This is a genomic window from Pseudomonas sp. RW10S2 (assembly GCF_014268985.1).
Lineage (GTDB): Bacteria > Pseudomonadota > Gammaproteobacteria > Pseudomonadales > Pseudomonadaceae > Aquipseudomonas > Aquipseudomonas wayambapalatensis.
In genome coordinates this window covers 1-17,667 of record NZ_JABWRO010000012.1, presented here as the reverse complement: position 1 = coordinate 17,667, position 17,667 = coordinate 1, and the positions used below count along the sequence as shown (strand labels likewise).

At 66.6% G+C, this 17,667-nt stretch carries 13 protein-coding genes; 2 read left to right on the top strand and 11 right to left on the bottom strand.

Annotated elements, in window-relative coordinates; translation table 11 throughout:
- Window positions 1-7 precede the first annotated feature (7 nt).
- Entirely contained in the window at window positions 8-1,861 is a 1,854-nt protein-coding gene (locus tag HU729_RS04545; RefSeq protein WP_186708584.1) for an ABC transporter ATP-binding protein, read from the bottom strand.
- 298 nt (window positions 1,862-2,159) lie between these two features.
- Here HU729_RS04545 and mrdA point away from each other — a divergent pair, with 298 nt between their 5' ends.
- Window positions 2,160-4,055, top strand: a complete 1,896-nt coding sequence (mrdA, locus tag HU729_RS04540) for a penicillin-binding protein 2 (protein WP_186708583.1) — start codon at window positions 2,160-2,162, stop codon at window positions 4,053-4,055.
- A gap of 44 nt (window positions 4,056-4,099) precedes the next feature.
- Here mrdA and HU729_RS04535 read toward each other — a convergent pair whose 3' ends face one another.
- Genes HU729_RS04535 through HU729_RS04515 form a run of 5 tightly spaced genes read right to left on the bottom strand, consistent with a single transcriptional unit; the run spans window position 4,100 to window position 9,863 of the window.
- Window positions 4,100-4,801: an NAD(P)H-dependent oxidoreductase gene (locus tag HU729_RS04535; protein ID WP_186708582.1), complete on the bottom strand. Its 702-nt coding sequence runs from the start codon at window positions 4,799-4,801 to the stop codon at window positions 4,100-4,102.
- Window positions 4,798-6,441: an ABC transporter ATP-binding protein gene (locus HU729_RS04530; RefSeq protein WP_186708581.1), complete on the bottom strand. Its 1,644-nt coding sequence runs from the start codon at window positions 6,439-6,441 to the stop codon at window positions 4,798-4,800. Before HU729_RS04530 ends, HU729_RS04535 begins: the two co-directional genes overlap by 4 nt.
- 2 nt (window positions 6,442-6,443) lie before the next feature.
- Window positions 6,444-7,271, bottom strand: coding sequence for an ABC transporter permease (locus HU729_RS04525; RefSeq protein ID WP_186708580.1), 828 nt, complete (start codon window positions 7,269-7,271; stop codon window positions 6,444-6,446).
- Window positions 7,272-7,274: 3 nt separating this feature from the next.
- The gene (locus HU729_RS04520) at window positions 7,275-8,234 is read right to left on the bottom strand and encodes an ABC transporter permease (protein WP_065863509.1); all 960 of its coding nucleotides are present in this window, start codon (window positions 8,232-8,234) and stop codon (window positions 7,275-7,277) included.
- Window positions 8,235-8,261: 27 nt separating this feature from the next.
- Window positions 8,262-9,863, bottom strand: coding sequence for an ABC transporter substrate-binding protein (locus tag HU729_RS04515; RefSeq protein ID WP_186708579.1), 1,602 nt, complete (start codon window positions 9,861-9,863; stop codon window positions 8,262-8,264).
- 163 nt (window positions 9,864-10,026) lie between these two features.
- On the opposite strand from HU729_RS04515, the gene HU729_RS04510 reads away from it, so the two are divergent.
- A complete protein-coding gene (locus tag HU729_RS04510) occupies window positions 10,027-10,467 on the top strand; it encodes an Rrf2 family transcriptional regulator (protein ID WP_063544552.1) in 441 nt (146 codons plus the stop codon).
- Window positions 10,468-10,579: 112 nt separating this feature from the next.
- On the opposite strand, the gene HU729_RS04505 is transcribed toward HU729_RS04510, so the two are convergent.
- Genes HU729_RS04505 through HU729_RS04485 form a run of 5 tightly spaced genes read right to left on the bottom strand, consistent with a single transcriptional unit; the run spans window position 10,580 to window position 17,507 of the window.
- Complete coding sequence (locus HU729_RS04505) at window positions 10,580-11,773, bottom strand: pyridoxal phosphate-dependent aminotransferase (RefSeq protein WP_186708578.1); 1,194 nt, start codon at window positions 11,771-11,773, stop codon at window positions 10,580-10,582.
- A 12-nt stretch (window positions 11,774-11,785) separates the two neighbouring features.
- Window positions 11,786-13,393 (bottom strand): 5-guanidino-2-oxopentanoate decarboxylase, encoded by a 1,608-nt coding sequence (locus tag HU729_RS04500; protein WP_186708577.1) that lies wholly within the window; start codon window positions 13,391-13,393, stop codon window positions 11,786-11,788.
- Window positions 13,386-15,503, bottom strand: a complete 2,118-nt coding sequence (locus tag HU729_RS04495) for an acetate--CoA ligase family protein (protein ID WP_186708575.1) — start codon at window positions 15,501-15,503, stop codon at window positions 13,386-13,388. Before HU729_RS04495 ends, HU729_RS04500 begins: the two co-directional genes overlap by 8 nt.
- Before the next feature lie 18 nt (window positions 15,504-15,521).
- Window positions 15,522-16,682, bottom strand: a complete 1,161-nt coding sequence (locus HU729_RS04490; protein ID WP_065863505.1) for an acyl-CoA dehydrogenase family protein — start codon at window positions 16,680-16,682, stop codon at window positions 15,522-15,524.
- Between the two features lie 42 nt (window positions 16,683-16,724).
- Window positions 16,725-17,507, bottom strand: coding sequence for an enoyl-CoA hydratase-related protein (locus tag HU729_RS04485; protein WP_186665257.1), 783 nt, complete (start codon window positions 17,505-17,507; stop codon window positions 16,725-16,727).
- Between the last annotated feature and the right edge of the window lie 160 nt (window positions 17,508-17,667).

Genomic DNA, 17,667 nt, shown 5'->3' with positions numbered 1-17,667 from the left:
AGGACAACTATTCGGTGGACTCCACCACGCCCTGATCCTCTCCCAGGAACCCACCGCTCTGATGCTGCCACAACCGCGCATAGGTGCCGTTTCTGGCCAGTAGTTCAGCGTGGGTGCCCTGTTCGATGATGCGCCCTTCATCCATCACGATGAGCCTGTCCATCGCCGCGATGGTGGACAACCGGTGAGCGATGGCGATCACCGTCTTGCCCTGCATCATGTCATCGAGGCTTTCCTGGATGGCAACCTCGACCTCCGAGTCCAGCGCACTGGTGGCTTCGTCGAGCAACAGGATCGGGGCATTCTTGAGCATCACCCGGGCGATCGCGATGCGTTGGCGCTGGCCACCGGACAGCTTGATGCCACGCTCGCCGACCAAGGTGTCGTAGCCGGTGTTCCCTTGGCGGTCGCTCAACTGGCTGATGAAGCCATCGGCCTGGGCACTGGCGGCAGCACGGCGGATCTGCGCCTCGCTCGCCTCTGGGCGGCCGTAGGCGATGTTGTCGCGAATCGAACGGTGCAACAGCGAGGTGTCCTGGGTGACCATGCCAATGGCGCTGCGCAGGCTATCCTGGGTGACCTGGGCAATGTTCTGCCCATCGATGCGGATCTCGCCACTGTCCACGTCATAGAAACGCAGCAGCAAGTTGATCAGCGTCGACTTGCCCGCACCGGAGCGGCCGACCAGGCCGATCTTCTCGCCGGGGCGGATCTCAAGGCTCAGGCCATCGAGCACCTGGCGCTCGCCGTTATAGTTGAAACGCACATTATCGAAGCTCACCGCCCCGCCGTGGGTCACCAGCTCCCCCGCGTTCGGCACATCCTGGACCTTGGGGCCGGTGGTCAGGGTCACCATCCCGTCCTGCACGGTGCCGATGTTCTCGAACAGCGAAGTCATCTGCCACATGATCCAGTGCGACATGCCATTGACGCGCAATGCCATGGCGGTGATCGCCGCCACCGCGCCAGCGCCCACTTCGCCCTGGTGCCACAGCCACAGGGCGTAACCGCCCGCGCCCATGATCAGGCCGACCACCAGCGCCTGGTTGGCGATCTCGAACTGGCTGACCAGGCGCATCTGGCGAAAGCCGGTCTGCTTGAAATCCTCCATCGCCGCACGGGCGAAGTGCGCCTCGCGCCGGGAGTGGGAAAACAGTTTCACCGTGGTGATGTTGGTGTAGGCATCCGAAACCCGCCCAGTCATCGACGAGCGGGCATGGGCCTGTTCCTGGCCGACCTGCCCCAGGCGCGGGACGAAATACACCATGGTCAGGCCGAACAGCGCCACCCAGGCAATGAACGGCAGCATGAGCTTGAGCGCGAAGCCGCCAGCCAGGGCAATGATCGCCACGAAGTACACGCCGATACCCGGCAGGATCTCGATCAGGGTGAACAGCACCTCACGCACCGCCAGCGCCGTCTGCATCACCTTGGTAGTGACCCGGCCTGAGAACTCGTCGGAGAAGAACGACAAGCTCTGGCGCAGCATCAGGCGATGGAAATCCCAACGCAGGCGCAGTGGCAGGTTGATCGCCAGCACCTGATGCTGCACCAGCGTGCGCCCCGCCACCAGGCCGATACTGACCAGCAGCAAGGCACCCGCGCCCCACAGCACCCTCGCCTCCTCTGCGGTCACCGCGTCGCCCACTTTCCAGGTCGCGAGCAGGTCCACGACCTGGCCGAGAAAGGCGAACAGCCAGGCCTCGTAGATCGACACTGCAGCGCTGAGCAGCGCCAGCGCCACGATATAGCCGCGGGCACCGCGCGTGCAGGCCCACATGAACCGCGCCAGGCCCATGGGCGGTGGTGGGGCTTCGTCGGGTGGGAAAGGGTCAAGCCAACGCTCGAATATGCGCAGCATGGAAGTCTCCGGATAAGGCAAACAAGGGATTGTGCCAGTTCATGACGATAGGTGGCGGAAATTGACATCGACAGTGGTGCGCAGCCGGCGACCGGGCGCCAGCGGTCAGATGAAGGAATTTTCATCTTCCACGCCAGCGCGCTGTTACCGGGGTGGGCGGCACGTCACGCTATTGGCTGGCCGTGACCGACCTTGAGCCGACCGCCGAGCTTGCGTAGCATCCCCGGCCCTTGGGGCCGCAGACGGCCCACGGCGGGCCAGCCCTCGCCTTCACTCGTCATCACGTCACCGAGCCCCCATGCCACAGCCGATTCCCCTCAAGGACCACGAAAAGGAAAAGCACCTGGTCAACCGCCGGCTGCTGGTCTGCGCCGCGCTGACCCTGGGCCTGGTTGCCGTGCTGATCGGCAGACTATATGTCTTGCAGGTGCTGCAGCACGACCAGCAATCGGCGGTCTCGGAAAACAACCGCGTGCACGTGCTGCCCATCGCCCCCGAGCGCGGGTTGATCTACGACCGTAACGGCGTGGTGCTGGCCGACAACAAGCCCAGCTTCAACCTCACCATGACCCGCGAGCGCACCAACGGCCAGACCCCCGCCGTGCTCGACGCCCTGGCCAAGGTCCTGAACCTCTCCGACGACGACCGCGCCCAGTTCGACAAAGACCTGCGCCGCGGCCGCAAGCCCTTCGAACCGGTCACCCTGATGTTCGGCCTGAGCGAAGAGCAGATCGCGCTGATCGCGGTCAATCAGTTCCGTCTGCCCGGCCTGGACGTCGAGCCGCAGTTCATCCGCGAATACCCGCTGGCCGAGCATTTCGCCCATTCGGTCGGCTACGTCGGGCGGATCAACGAAAAGGAAGCCAAGACCCTCGACAGCACCGAGTACCGCGGCACCCAGTCGATCGGCAAGACCGGCGTCGAGCGCTTCTACGAGAACGAGCTGCACGGCCATGTGGGCTACGAGGAAGTCGAGACCAATGCCCAGGGGCGGGTCATGCGCGTGCTGCGCCATCACGATCCGGTGCCGGGCAAGGATATCGTCCTGAGCCTGGACGCCAAACTGCAGCAGGCCGCCGAAAAGGCCCTGGGCGATCGCCGTGGTGCGGTGGTGGCGCTGGACCCGGCCACGGGCGACGTGCTGGCGATGGTCAGCAACCCCAGCTTCGACCCCAACCTGTTCGTCAAGGGCATCAGCTTCAAGCAATACGCCGCGCTGCGCGACTCGATCGACCGCCCGCTGTTCAACCGCGTGCTGCGCGGGTTGTACGCGCCCGGTTCGACGGTCAAGCCGGAAGTGGCCATCGCCGGCCTGGACAGCGGCGTGATCAACCCGGGTAGCCGCGTGTTCGACCCCGGTTACTACGAGCTGCCCAACTACGACCACAAGTACCGCAACTGGAACCGCAGCGGCGATGGCTGGGTGGACATGTACACCGCCATCATGCGTTCCAACGACACCTACTTCTACGACCTGGCGCACAAGCTGGGCATCGATCGCCTGCACGACTACATGGCCGAATTCGGCCTGGGCCAGAAGGTCTCGCTGGACATGTTCGAGGAAGCGCCCGGCCTGATGCCGTCCGCACAATGGAAACGCGCCACCCGCCGCCAGGCCTGGTTCCCCGGCGAAACCCTGATCCTTGGCATCGGCCAGGGCTACATGCAGGTCACCCCGCTGCAACTGGCGCAGGCCACCAGCCTGCTGGCCAGCAAGGGGGTGTGGCACCGTCCGCACCTGGCCATGACCGTGGGTGGCGAGCACCCGGTCGACCCGAAACCGATGCCCGACATCGTGCTGCATGACAAACGCGCCTGGGACCAGGTCAGCCAGGGCATGCAGATGGTCATGCATGATCCGCGCGGCATCGCCCGTGCGGCCGCCGCTGGCGCGCAGTACCGGATTGCCGGCAAGAGCGGCACCGCGCAGGTCGTGGCGATCCGCCAGGGCGAGCGCTACAACCGCGACAAGACCCTGGAGCGGCACCGCGACAACGCCCTGTTCGTGGGTTTCGCCCCCGCCGAGCATCCCTCCATCGTGGTGGCGGTGATGATCGAGAACGGCGAGGCTGGCGGCCGGGTGGCCGGGCCCGTGGTGCGCGAGATCATGGATGCCTGGTTGCTGGATGACCAGGGGCACCTGAAGGAGCAGTACGCCGGGAGCGCGGGCAAGAGCGCGGTGCCGCACGGCTGAGCCCAGGCCGCCCTATGCGCAGGCGGGCAGCGCCATTTGCCCCATCATCGCAACGGATACAGCGCCTCGTCGAACTGCTCCAGACGCGGGAACACCAGCGGCTGGTCATCCGAGAGCTGTTCCAACCGCTGGCGATACTGCACCAGGAACTCACCCCGCGCCTCGTCGCTGATGTAGGGCACGTGCCAGGCCACGAACGGCGCCAGTACATCAAAACCGACATAGGCCAGGGTGCCGCGCAGGATCGGCCGCAGCATGTCCTCCAGCGGTCCGTGGATCGCCCCTTCGCCGAACATGTGCTCACGCCCGCCCAGGGTCACGGTCACCAGCGCCTTCTTGCCCGCCAGGCCACCCTGGTCGTAGAAGCGCTTGCCGCCGTAGCACACCCCCGACACCAGCACCCGGTCGATCCAGCCCTTGAGCATGGCCGGGGCGGAGAACCAGAAGATCGGGAAGTTCAGCACCAGCAGATCGGCCCACAGCAGCTTGTCCAGCTCCTGCTGGATATCCGCGGCGATGGAGCCGCTCTTGACCCCCAGGCGCTGCTCCAGCGCATAGACCAGGTACTCGGGATTCTCGCGCTTGGCGAAGTCATCGGCGCTGGCCACCGGGTTCCAGCCCATGGCGTACAGGTCGCTGACCTGCACCTGATGCCCCTGGGCCTTGAAAGTCTCCACCGCCTGGTCGCGCAGCGCGGCGGTGAACGAATGCGGTTCGGGATGGGCGTGGACGATCAGTACGTTCATGAAAGCTGTCCTTCGGCAGTGGGCTTGGTGGTGGCAGCAGCGCGACCGGCCAACAGGCGGTCGAGCCAGTCCGGGTCCATCTGCGGTTCGCAAGAGAACAGCAGCCCGGTGTAATCCTGATAAGGCGGGGTAAAGATCGACTCGCGCCGCCCCTGATCCACCACCCTGCCCCGCTGCATCACCATCACCTCGTCGGCGATGGCGCGCACCGTGGCCACATCGTGGGTGATGAACAGGTAGGCCACGCCCAACTGGCGCTGGATGCGGTCGAGCAGCTTGAGCACACCTTCGGCCACCAACTGATCGAGGGCCGAGGTCACCTCGTCGCAGATGATCAGTTGCGGCTCGGCGGCCAGCGCGCGGGCGATGCACACCCGCTGCTTCTGCCCGCCGGACAGTTCGCGTGGCTGACGCTCCATGAACCTGGCCGGGTCCAGCTCGATCATCTCCAGCAGCTCGGCGACCCGCTCGCGCAGCGCCCTGCCCTTGAGCCCCAGGTAGAACGCCAGCGGCCGGCCAATGATGTCGACGATGCGCTGGCGTGGATTGAGCGCGGTGTCGGGGATCTGGTAGATCATCTGGATGCGCCGCAACTGTTCCTTGCTGCGCCGGCGGTAGTCGGTCGGCAAGGCTTCACCGTCGTACAGCACCTGGCCGCTGCTCGGTTGCAAGAGCCCGGTAATCAGCCGCGCAGTGGTGCTCTTGCCGCTGCCGGACTCGCCGATCACCGCCAGCGTCTGGCCGCGTTGCAGCTTGAGCGAGACATCATGCAGCACCGGCTGGGCACCGTAGCTGGCCGAGGCGTTGCGCACCTCGAGCAGTGGCCGGGCCTGCGCCTGGCTGGGCTTGGGTTCGGTATGGAAGCTGCGTACCGCCCACAGCGAGCGGGTATAGTCCTGACTCGGGGCACCGAGCATGGTGCGGGTGGCGGCTTCTTCGACCAGGCTGCCGTGGCGCAGCACCATGATGCGGTCGGCGATCTGCGCCACCAGGGCCAGGTCGTGGCTGATGTACAACGCTGCGCTGCCGAAGCGCTTGACCGCATCGCGAATGGCGGCGATCACTTCGATCTGGGTGGTCACGTCAAGCGCGGTGGTCGGCTCGTCGAACACGATCAGGTCCGGGTGGCAGGCCATGGCCATGGCGGTCATCACGCGCTGCAGTTGGCCGCCAGAGACCTGGTGCGGGTAACGCCGGCCGATATTTTCCGGATCCGGCAGGCGCAGCACGCGGTACAGCTCGACCGCCTCGGCCTCGGCGGTGGCGCGGTCGATACCGCCATTGACCACGGCGGTTTCCACATGCTGGTCGATCAGGCGATGCGCCGGGTTGAACGACGCTGCGGCGCTCTGCGCCACGTAGGCGACCCGCAAGCCGCGCAGCTTGCGCAACACCTCAGGTGCGGCCCCGACCAGTTCCTGGCCGTCGAAGCACACCGAGCCACGGGCGATGCGGCAGCCGTCGCGCACGTAACCCATCGCGGCCAGGCCAAGGGTCGACTTGCCGGCCCCCGATTCGCCGATCAAACCCAGCACCTCGCCACGCTGCAGGGTCAGGTCGATGCCCTTGACCAACGGATGCCAGGCGTCGTCGGAGTGACCTTCGATGTGCAAGTCGCGGATTTCCAGTAGCGGTTTCATGCTCAGCACTCCTTCAGGCCGCTGGACTTGTGCAGCACCCAGTCGACGACGAAATTCACGCTCACGGTGATCAACGCCACCGCCAGCGCCGGCAGCAGCGGGCTGACATCGCCGAAGGTGATCAGCACGGCGTTGTCGCGCACCATGCTGCCCCAATCGGCGGTGGGCGGCTGGATGCCCAGGCCGAGGAACGACAGTGCACTGATGAACAGGAAGACAAAGCAGAAGCGCAGGCCGAACTCGGCGATCAAGGGCGCGGCGGCATTGGGCAGCACCTCGCGGGTGACCAGCCACCACAGCCCCTCCCCGCGCAGCCGCGCGGCCTCGACGAAGTCCTGCACCACCACGCTCATTGCCACCGCCCGCGACAGGCGGAACACCCGGGTGGCATCGAGCAGCGCGATCACCAGCACCAGCGAGGTGGTGGTGGTGCCGACCACGCTGAGGATCAACAGGGCGAAGATCAGTTGCGGGATGGCCATGAGGATGTCCACGACCCGCGACATGCCCTGGTCGATCCAGCCACCGCGGATCGCCGCCACCAGCCCGCAGAACCCGCCCAGGGCGAAGGCCAGCACGGTGGTCAGGAAAGCGATGGCGAGGGTATTGCGCGCGCCATAGACCAGGCGGCTGAACATGTCGCGGCCCAGGTTGTCGGTGCCGAGCAGGAACTGCCCGCCCCAGGGCGCGAAGCCCTCGCCGACCACTTCGGTCTCGCCGAACGGCGCCACCAGCGGCGCGAACAGCGCAACCAGTACATACAGCAGGATCACCAGCAGGCCGAACTTGGCACTCAGCGGCGCACGGCGCAATTGCGTGTACAGGCTCATGGGCTACCCCTTCGGATGCATCAGGCGCGGGTTGCTGGCGATCGACAGCACGTCGGCACTGGTGTTGAGCAGGATGTAGGTGGCGGCGAAGATCAGGCTGCAGGCCTGCACCACCGGGATGTCGCGCTTGGCCACCGAGTCGACCAGCAACTGGCCCAGGCCTGGGTAGACGAACACCACCTCGACCACCACCACGCCCACCACCAGGTACGCCAGGTTCAGCGCTACCACGTTGACGATCGGCGCCAGGGCGTTGGGCAAGGCGTGGCGGAAGATGATCCGCGCCTGGCCGATGCCCTTGAGCCGGGCCATCTCGATATAGGGGCTGGCGAGCAGGTTGATCAGCGAGGCGCGAGTCATGCGCATCATTTGCGCCACCACCACCAGGCTCAGGGTCAGCACCGGCAGCAGCGAGCGCTCCAGAACCTCGCCGAGGGAGGCATCCGGGGAGAGGTTGGAGATGCTTGGCAGCCAGGCCAGCTTCACCGCGAACACCAGGATCAGGATGTAGGCGACGAAGAACTCCGGGAACGACACCGCGCTCAGGGCGCTGGTGTTGAGCAGCCGGTCGAACCAACTGTTGCGATACAGAGCGGCCAGCATGCCCAGCAGCAGCGCCAGCGGCACCGACACCAGCGCCGCCAGCAGCGCCAGGCTGAAGGTGTTGCCCAGGCGAGCGCCGATCAGCTCGGCGATTGGCCGCTGGTTGGCCAGCGACACACCGAGGTCGCCTTGCAGCAGTTGCCAGCCCCAGTGGAAGAAGCGCGTCAGCGCTGGCTGGTCCAGGCCCAGCTGCAGGCGCAGCGCAGCCACGGTTTCCGGCGTTGCGGCCTGGCCGAGCATGGCCTGGGCCACGTCGCCCGGAAGCATGCCCACCGCCAGGAAGATGATCACCGACACCGCCAGCAGCGACAGCAGGCCCAGGGCCAGGCGCTGGGCGAGCAGTTTGCAGAGACTATTCACTGTACGGTCCTCGCAACGAAATGGGGTTCAGGCCTGCCACCAGCGCTCGATCAGGCGCAGGCCGTCCATCTCACCGTAAGGTGCGGTGACGCCGCCGTGCATCACCCGCCTGGAGCGCGCCGCAACGGAGCTTGCGAACAGCGGCACGATGGCGCCGCCATCGTCGCGGCACAGCGCCTGCATTTCGTTGTACATCTCCTGGCGCAGCGCCGCGTTCATCTCGCCACGGGCGGCATTGAGCAACTGGTTGAAGCGCGGGTTGTCCCAGTGCGTCTCGTTCCATGCCGCGCCCTTGGCATAGCCGATGCTGAACATGCGGTCGGCGGTCAGGCTCGAGTACCAGAACGAAGTGGTGAACGGCTGCTTCATCCACACATTGGTGAAAAAGCCGTCGGCCGGCTCGCGTACCACGTCGATGTCGATACCGGCCTTGCGCGCCTGCTCCTTGAACAGCACCGAGGCGTCGACCGCGCCGGTGTAGGCGGCATCGGAGGCCTGCAGGCGTACCTTGAGGCTGTCCATGCCGGCCTGCTTGAGGTAGAAGCGCGCCTTGTCGGCGTCGTATACGCGCTGCTCCAGGGCCGTGTTGATGAAGCGGCTGCCGGGCTGGATCGGGTGGTCGTTGCCGATCTGGCCGTAGCCGTACAGCACCGAGGTCAGCAAGGCCTGGCGGTCGATGGCGTGCTTGAGCGCCAGGCGCACGTTGTTGTCCTGGAACTGCGCGGCGTCGCAGAGCATGGGGAAGGTGTAGTGCTGGGCGCCCTTGGTTTCCTCGATCACCAGTTGCGGGTTGCGCTTGAGCAGCGCCACGGTCTTGAGGTCGACCTTGTTGATCACGTCCACCTGGCCTGTGACCAGGGCATTGACCCGCGCCGCGCCATCGGCGATGGACAGCAGCTCGGCGCTGGCAAAGTGCGCCCGGCCCGGCTTCCAGTAATCGGGGCTGCGTACCAGGTCCATGCGCACGCCCGGCTCGAAGTGCTTGAGGCGATAGCCGCCCGTGCCAGTGCCGGCCTGCCAGTCGGCGGCGCCGTCCTTGGCGGGCATGATCACCAGGTGATAGTCGGCGACCACATAGGGGAAATCGGCGTTGCCCGAGTGCAGTTCGAACACCACGGTGGCGGCGTCCTGGGCACGCACCACGGCAACATCACCGAGGACGGTCTTCGCCGCCGAGGTGGATTTCTCGCCCAGGTGGTGCTGGATCGAAGCGACCACATCGCCAGCATCGAGGCTCTTGCCGTCGTGGAAGGTCACGCCCTGGCGCAGGAAGAAGGTCCAGACCTTGGCATCGGGGGTGGACTCCCAGCGTTCGGCCAGCTCCGGGATGGCGGTGCCGTCGACGCTGATTTCGCTGAGGGTGTTGTAGACCGCCGAGAAGCCGACGAAGGTGAAGGTGTCGGCCCAGGTGCCGGGGTCACGCGAGTCGGTGGTGCTGCCCCCGGCCAGCCCCATGCGCAGGGTGCCGCCAGCCTTGGGCGTGGCCTGCTCGGCCCAGCCCGGCATGGGCAGGCCCAGGGAGAAGGCACCGGCGAAGGTCGCCGCCGCCGCGCTGTACTTGAGGAACTCCCGACGTGGCAGGCCGCCGTCGGGCATCGCTTGAGTGATCTTGTTGTTCTTATCGCTCATGGCATTGCCCCTGTTGAACCGCTGGAAAGAAGGATCGCAGGCATCGATGACCGAATATTTGTAATTGTCATCGTGACAAATACATTAGACTCATTGGCATACCCCTGCCAAGATGGATTTTCACAGGGACACCGACTTTGCGATTCACCAGGGGTTTTTACCGATGAGCCAATCGACCCGTCTGATCACCGCCTCGTACATCCTCTCGTTCGTGGCCGCCAACGCGCCGCAGAAACTGCGCACCGAGACCATCGCCAAGTGGGTCAAGGTGCACCCGACACGGGTGCGCAGCCTGGCTTCGCAGATGGTCAAGGCCAACATTCTCAAGTCCTGGCGCGGTGCCCAGGGCGGCCTCACCCTCGCCCGCCCGGCCAGCGAGATCACCCTGCGCGAGGTGTACGACGCGGTGCAGGAGAGCTCGCTGATCGCCGAGAAGATCGACAACCCGTTTTCGGGGATGGAGGATCACTGCAAGGTGTTCGAGGTGTTCACCCGGCTGTTTGCGATGCTCGAGGCGAACATGCGCCTGGACCTGGGGGCGATCACGGCGGACCAGTTGTTCGTTGCGTTTGATCGTCCGGTTGAGGGGGCTGTGGAAGGTTGATAGGCAGGGCCGGCCCTTTCGCGGGCAAGCCCGCTCCCACAGGTAAAGCGCCGCTCTCGAAACTGGCGGTGTACCTGTGGGAGCGGGCTTGCCCGCGAAAGGGCCCTGCGCCTCACCCCGTGACCACCCTGCCCTCCAGCACCTGCGCCGCACACCGGGCAATCCGCCGGCAAGCCTCGGTAAGGGCCTCGGCCCCCAGCACCAGCCCCAGGCGGATATGCCCCGCCGCACTCGGCCCGAACGCCTCCCCCGCCAGTACCGACACGCCATGCTCCTCCAGCAGCAGGCTGGAAAACGCCTGGGCGCTGAGGCCGGTCTGGCGGATATCGACCATCACGAACATCCCGCCATCGGGCTTGAGCGCCTTCACCCCCGGGCAATCGGCCAGGCATGCGCAGACCAGGTCGCGCCGCTGCCGATAGGCCTCGCGCATCGCCTCAAGCTCCGGCAGGCGCTGCTCCAGCGCCACCACTGCGGCATCCTGGATGAAGTCCGGTGAGCCATACAGCATGCACAGCGCCAGGTTCTCCAGATGGCAGGCCAACGCTGGCGAGCCGACCACCCAGCCGATTCGCCAGCCCGTCATGGCGTGCGACTTGGACAGACTGTTCAGCGTCGCCGTCCTGTCGGCCATGCCCGGCAGGCTGCCAGGGCTGATGTGCTCGCCTTCGTACAACAACTCGCTGTACACCTCGTCGCTGATCAGCCACAGGTCATGGGCCACGCACAGTTCGGCCAGCGCCTCCCAGGTGCTGCGCGGCAGGCTGGCGCCGGAGGGGTTGTGCGGGCTGTTCAGGGCCAGCGCACGGGTACGCGGGGTGATGCGCGCGGCAACATCCTCGGCCTGCACGCGAAAACCATGCTCGGGCTTGACCGGCACCGGCACCACCGTGGCGCCACAGGCGCCGAACACGGCCTCGTAGGTGACGTACATCGGCTCGGCGACGATCACCTCGTCACCCGGATCAAGCACGCACTGGGCCACGCAGAACAACGCGCACTGGGCACCGGCCAGCACCGTCACCTGATCGGCATCGACGGCCTGGCCGCTGCGCTGCTGGTGGCGCCGGGCGATGGCCTGGCGCAGGGCATGCTTGCCGCGCACATCGGAGTAATGGGTGTGGCCGTCCTGCAGGCTGTCGATGGCGGCCTGGACGATCGGCGCCGGGGTGTCGAAGTCCGGGTCGCCCACCGACAGCAGCAGGATGTCGCGGCCCTGAGCCTGCAGCTCGAGGGCGCGGTAGTGGATCTCCCAGGCCGCAGCGCCGTCACCGGCGATGCGCTGGGTCAGCTTGGAAAAACGCATGAAAAGCCTCCATCAATGGGCGCTGGCGTGCCTGAGTTCGATCAGGGTGACGCCGTTGCGCGCGAATCCGTTCCTGAGGTCCTGCTCCAGCTCATCGAGGCTGCCGGGCTGCGCCACGGCGCAGCCGAAGGCACGGCCCAGGCCGATGAAGTCGGGGTTGCGCGGCAGCACGCCGATGGGTTCGATATCCAGGCCCAGCATATCGTCGCGGATCTGCCCGAGCGCATCGTTGTTCCACAGCAATACCACCAGCGGCCGGTCCAGTTCCTCGACCGCCGTGGCCAGCTCCTGCGCGGTGTACAGAAACCCGCCGTCCCCCACCAGCACCAGGCCTGGACGCTCGTCCCCGGCGAACATGCCGCCGATCCCCGCCGGTAGACCATAGCCCAGGGTTCCGTACCCCGTGGGATGCAGCCAGCTGCGCGGTGTCTTGCTGGGGAAGGCGTAGTTGCCGGTGTAGGCCAACTGCGTCATGTCGGTACTGATGAAGGCATTGTCCGGCAACGCCCGGGCCACACGATCGAGAATGCCCTGGTGCAATCGCTGCAACGGCCCATGCCCTGCCCTCACCGCCTCGCGCAGACCGGCAACCGCATGGATAGCCGCCGTGGCATCGCGGCGAATATCCGGCAGATGCTCCAGCACCCCGGCCAGGGTCAGGCGCGCATCACCCTGCAATGCCAGCGCGCACGGGTAGAAATCGTTGAACTTGCGCGGGTCGATATCGATACGAATCAGTTCGCCGTTGATCGGCAGGCGCTCGCGCCAGAAATCGGTGTCGGCCATCTCGGTCCCCACCGCCAGCACCACGTCCGCCTCGGCGATCATCTGCCAGCCCGGCTCCACACACAGGCTCGCACCGGCACTGAGCGGCGCCTCAGGCGGCAGCAGCCCCTTGCCTGCCACGCTGGTGAACACCGGTGCAGCCAGGCGCTCGCTCAGTGCAGACAGCTCGGCCCCCGCCTGCAGTGCTCCACCGCCCGCGATGATCATCGGGCGCCTGGCAGCGGCCAGCCTGGCCGCCGCCTGATCCAGCACAGTGCGATCCGGCACGCTGCGGCCAGGGCGGCGTACCACCTCGGCGCTCCAGTCACGCGCCACCGCTGCCGACAGCACATCCAGCGGCACCGAGATATGCACCGGCCGCGGCCGCTCGCTGTCGAACACCGCCCAGGCGCGGGCAATCAGCTCAGGCAGGTCTTCCGGGCTCAGGGCCAGCGCCGAGAAGGCGGTGATCGGCGCGGTCATCGCGCGTTGGTCCTGAGTCTCGTGCAGGCAGCCCCAGCCTTTGCCCAGGCTGGCGCTGTGGTTGACGCTGGAGATCACCAGCAACGGAATCGAGTCGGCGTGGGCCTGGCCGATGGCAGTGGCGGCATTGGTCACACCGGGGCCGGTGATGACGAAGCACACGCCTGGCTTGCCGCTGATGCGCGCATAGCCGTCGGCCATGAAGCCTGCGCCCTGCTCGTGGCGGGTCAGCACATGGCGGATACCACTGCCAGGCAGGCCGCGATACAGCTCCAAGGTGTGCACGCCGGGAATGCCGAACACGGTGTCGACGCCATAGTTGGCCAGCAATCGGACCAGGGCCTGGCCGCCGGTCAAGGGTTTGTCATGCATGTTCATCTCCTCGGGCCTGGCCCAGGCGGATCAGTGCATCGACCGCCGTGGTGGCATTGGCACCGACCATCAATGGGTTGACGTCCAGCTCCAGCAACTGGCTGGCGTTTTCGCAGGCGTAGTCGGCCACCGCGCGGATCGCCGCCACCAGAACATCCAGGTCGGCCGGCGGACGCCCGCGGAAACCCTGCAGCAACCCGGCGCTGCGCAGCCCGAGCAAGGCCGCGCGGATGGCGCCATCGGTGGTGGGCAGCAGCAGGCTGGTGCTGTCCTTGAGCAATTCGACCAGCACCCCGCCCGCCCCGATGACCAGTGCCAGGGCAAAGCCGTTCTCGCGCTTGATGCCGACGATCAGCTCGGCCAACGCTGGCTCGGCCATCGGTTCGAGCAGTACTCGATCGAACGGCACCTGTGGCGCGTGGGCATGGATACGCTCGCGCATCTGGTGCAGCGCCGCCTCGAGCGCCCGGCCATCACGCAGGTTCAGCGCCACCGCGCCAGCTTCGGTCTTGTGCGGCAACTGTGCGCTGACCGCCTTGAGCACCAACGGAAAGCCGACAGTGGCCGAATCGGCCAGCGCCGAACCGGGGGTGCTCAGCCGACCGTCCGGGACCGGCAAGCCAAAGGGGCGCAGGGCCTGCTTGGACTGCCACTCGTCCAGCAAGCGAGTCTTGCCAGTCAGTGCCTGCGGGCACAACGGCACCAGCGCGGACTCGCCCAACGCCAGCAGGCGCTGTCGATTGGCCTGGTACTCAACGATCCGCCCCCAGGCCGCCAGGCCATCTTCCACGCCCTGCAACGCCGCGATGCCATGGGCATGCAGACGCTCACGGGCGCTGGCCGGCAGCAGCTCGGGGAAGGCCGAGGTGACAAAGCCGATCTTGCCGTGACGCGCCAGGGCCTGGCAGTACAGCGCCAGCAGCAGGTCGCACTCCTTGCGCTCGCCGGTGAACTCCGCCGGATAGTCGAGCACCAGCATCGCCGCATCGGCGTCGCTGCGCAGGGCGCTGTCGAGCATGCGCTGCAGCGCCTCGCCGTCGCCCCAGATGGCCGTGGTGAAGTCCAGCGGGTTGACCAGGTTGGCGTAGCTGGGCAGCACCTGGGCCAGCTCATCGACCTGGGTCTGCTCGAGCTTGGGCAGGCTCAGATGGTTGCGCTCGGCATAATCGGCGATCAGCCCGGCGTCACCGCCCGAGCAGGCCAGGGCAATCAGCCGGTCGCCCTGGGGCAACTGCCCGCAAGCGGCGGCCTTGAGGGTTTCGACGAAGCTTACCGGGCCGCTCACGCGAATCACGCCCAGGCGCTTGAACAAGGCGTCGTACAGCGCGTCGGAGCCAGACAGCGAGCTGGTGTGGCTGAGCGCAAGTTCGGCACCGATCTGCGACACGCCGGTCTTCAGCGCGATGATCGGCGTACCGCGCTCCAGCGCCTTGTGCGCGGCGCGGGCAAAGCCGGGCACGTTCTTCAACCCTTCCAGATGCAGGCCGATGGCGGTGACGCGCGGATCGTCCAGCAGCACATCCATCAACTCGGCCACGCCCAGCTGCGCCTGGTTGCCGACAGAGGCCATGTAGGCCACCGGCAGCGAACGGTCGCTCATCGACAGGTTGTAGGCGAAGTTGCCGCTCTGGGTGAGGATCGCCACGCCCTTCTCGACCGTCTTGCCACCATGGGCGACCGGCCACAGCGCGGCGCTGTGCAGGTAGTCGAGCAGGCCATAGCAGTTGGGGCCCAGCAGGGCCATGCTACCGGCCGCCTGCAGCAGGCGCTGCTGCAAGGCCTCGCCCTCGGCGCCACTTTCGGCGAAGCCCGAGGCATAGCAGATCGCGCCGCCGGCACCGAGCGCGGCGAGCTGGTCGACGCAGGCCAGGGTCAGCTCGCGGTTGGTGGCGATGAACACGGCATCCGGGCCGCACGGCAGCTCGGCGACGCTGGCCACGCACGGGATGCCATCGATGCTGGTGTGCTGCGGGTTGACCAGCCACATCGGGCCCTGGAACCCGCCTTCGGCGCAGCGCTTGAGGGCGCGGGCCATGCTGCGGCCACCGACGAAGGCCAGGTGCCGCGGCGCCAGCAGACGCTTGAGGTTGTCACGAATCGACTGCGACATGAGTGTTCTCCAGCCCGATCAGCGCAACAGAGGGCGCAGCAGTTCGCGGGAAATGATGTGCCGCTGGATCTCCGATGTCCCCTCCCAGATCCGTTCGATTCGCGCGTTGCGCCAGATCCGCTCCACCGGCCCTTCGTCCATCAGGCCCATGCCACCGAAGATCTGTACCGCTTCGTCGGCGACCTTGCCCAACACTTCGCTGGCGAACAGCTTGGCCATGCCGGCCTCGCCATCGGTCATGCTGCCCTGGTCCATCTTCCAGGCGGTGTGCAGGGTCAGCAGCTCCGCAGCGCGGATCTGCGTGGCCATGTCGGCGAGCTTGAACGACACGCCTTGATAGCTGCCGATCGGTTGGCCGAACTGCTTGCGATCCGCCGACCACTGCAGCGACAGGTCCAGTGCCCGCTGGGCCTGGCCGACGCAGTTGGCGGCGACCATCACCCGCCCGGCGGTCAGCCAGGCGTTGGCCACTTCCCAGCCCTTGCCGACCTCGCCCAGCACCTTGCTGGCGGGCACCTTGCAGTCGTCGAAGAACAGCTCGTAGGTGTGATAGCCACGGTTGCTCACGCACTTGGGCCCACGGCGGATGGTCATGCCGGGGGTGCCGCGATCGACCAGGAAAGCGGTCACGGCATTGCGCTTGCGGCCGTTGTGCTCGTAGGTGTCGGTGACGGCGAAGACGATGGCGAAGTCGGCATGCCCGGCATGGCTGATGAAGTGCTTGCTGCCGTTGATCACGAAGTCGTCGCCCTGGCGCACGGCGCGAGTCTTGATGGCGTTGGCATCGGAGCCGGCGCCAGGTTCGGTGAGGGCGAAGCAATCGATCTTCTCGCCCTGCACGCTGGGCAGCAGGTAGTCGTTGATCTGCTCATCCTTGCAGGCCATGAGAATCTTCGAAGGGCGTGCGACGAACACGTGCACAGCCCAGGAAACCTTGGACAACTCACGCTCGATCAGCGCCTGGGACAGGTAGTCCAACCCGCCACCGCCGACTTCCTCGGGCATGTTGAAGGCATAGAAGCCTGCGGCGATGGCCTTGCCGCGGATCTGCGCGGCAAGCTCGGGCGACACCGCGTCGGCGCGGTCGACCTCTTCCTCGTGGGGCAGCAGCTCCTTGGCGACGAAACTGCGTACCGCTTCCACCAACATTTCTTGTTCTTGGGTCAGTTGGAAATTCATCTGGCATGGTCCTGAAGAAGGTACTGGGGAGGTGCTGAGAGATCATTTACCGACGAAGCGCGCGGGCCTGCGCTCGACGGAGGCGCGCAGTGCCTCGGCACCGTCCTCGCTGCGCCCGCACAGCAGCCCGGCGGCCAGCTCCGCCGCCAATTGCTCGGCCAGGGTGCGCTGGGCACCGTCGCGGATCAGGCGCTTGGTCTGGGCGAAGGCGAAGGTCGGGCCCTGGGCCAGGCGTGAGGCGAGTTCGGCGGTGACGGTCAGCAATTGGTCGTCGGCGCAGACTTCGCCCACCAGGCCTGCGGCGAGCGCCCGTTCGGCGCCCCACAACTCGTCGAGGAACAGCAGGCGCTTGGCCTGCTCGCTGCCGATCAGCCGCGGCAGGTGCCAACTGGCGCCCGCATCGGGGCTGTAGGCCATGCTGGTGTAGCCGGCCTTGAAGCGCGCCGAAGCGGCGGCGATGCGCAGGTCGCAGCACAGGGTCAGGTCCATGCCGGCGCCGACAGCGGTGCCGTTGATCGCGGCGACGGTGGGTTTGTCGAGGGTGTGCAGGCGCTGCATCAGGGCATGGGCGGTTTCGGTCCAGCCGTAGCTTTCCAGGGCGCCGCGGGCTTCGGCCTCGGCCCATTCGGCAAGGTCAGCCCCGGCGCAGAAGCTGCGCCCGCTGCCGGTCAGCACCACCACGCGCACGGCGGGGTCGGCGTTGAAGTCTTCGAGCAGGCTGTGCAGGTGCTTGAGGGTGGGGATGTCCAGGGCATTGCGCTGGTCGGGGCGGTTGAGCGTGATCCAGGCGACACCGGCTTCGAGGGTGGTCAACAGGCTGGTCATGGGAAGCCTCGAGTTGTTGTGGTTGGGGTGGGCTTGGGCGAGATACTAAACGAGTGTTCAACAAGGCGGCAATCGGCGGATATGGGGCTGTTACAACTTCGAACAATCGGGGTTTTGGGGTGTTGCGCAGGGCCTTTTCGCGGGCAAGCCCGCTCCTACA

Bases quoted from the DNA above. Each gene is read 5' to 3' on its own strand.
- HU729_RS04545 (WP_186708584.1), bottom strand. From the start codon at position 1,861: ATGCTGCGCATATTCGAGCGTTGGCTTGACCCTTTCCCACCCGACGAA.
- mrdA (WP_186708583.1), top strand. From the start codon at position 2,160: ATGCCACAGCCGATTCCCCTCAAGGACCACGAAAAGGAAAAGCACCTG.
- HU729_RS04535 (WP_186708582.1), bottom strand. From the start codon at position 4,801: ATGAACGTACTGATCGTCCACGCCCATCCCGAACCGCATTCGTTCACC.
- HU729_RS04530 (WP_186708581.1), bottom strand. From the start codon at position 6,441: ATGAAACCGCTACTGGAAATCCGCGACTTGCACATCGAAGGTCACTCC.
- HU729_RS04525 (WP_186708580.1), bottom strand. From the start codon at position 7,271: ATGAGCCTGTACACGCAATTGCGCCGTGCGCCGCTGAGTGCCAAGTTC.
- HU729_RS04515 (WP_186708579.1), bottom strand. From the start codon at position 9,863: ATGAGCGATAAGAACAACAAGATCACTCAAGCGATGCCCGACGGCGGC.
- HU729_RS04510 (WP_063544552.1), top strand. From the start codon at position 10,027: ATGAGCCAATCGACCCGTCTGATCACCGCCTCGTACATCCTCTCGTTC.
- HU729_RS04505 (WP_186708578.1), bottom strand. From the start codon at position 11,773: ATGCGTTTTTCCAAGCTGACCCAGCGCATCGCCGGTGACGGCGCTGCG.
- HU729_RS04500 (WP_186708577.1), bottom strand. From the start codon at position 13,393: ATGCATGACAAACCCTTGACCGGCGGCCAGGCCCTGGTCCGATTGCTG.
- HU729_RS04495 (WP_186708575.1), bottom strand. From the start codon at position 15,503: ATGTCGCAGTCGATTCGTGACAACCTCAAGCGTCTGCTGGCGCCGCGG.
- HU729_RS04490 (WP_065863505.1), bottom strand. From the start codon at position 16,682: ATGAATTTCCAACTGACCCAAGAACAAGAAATGTTGGTGGAAGCGGTA.
- HU729_RS04485 (WP_186665257.1), bottom strand. From the start codon at position 17,507: ATGACCAGCCTGTTGACCACCCTCGAAGCCGGTGTCGCCTGGATCACG.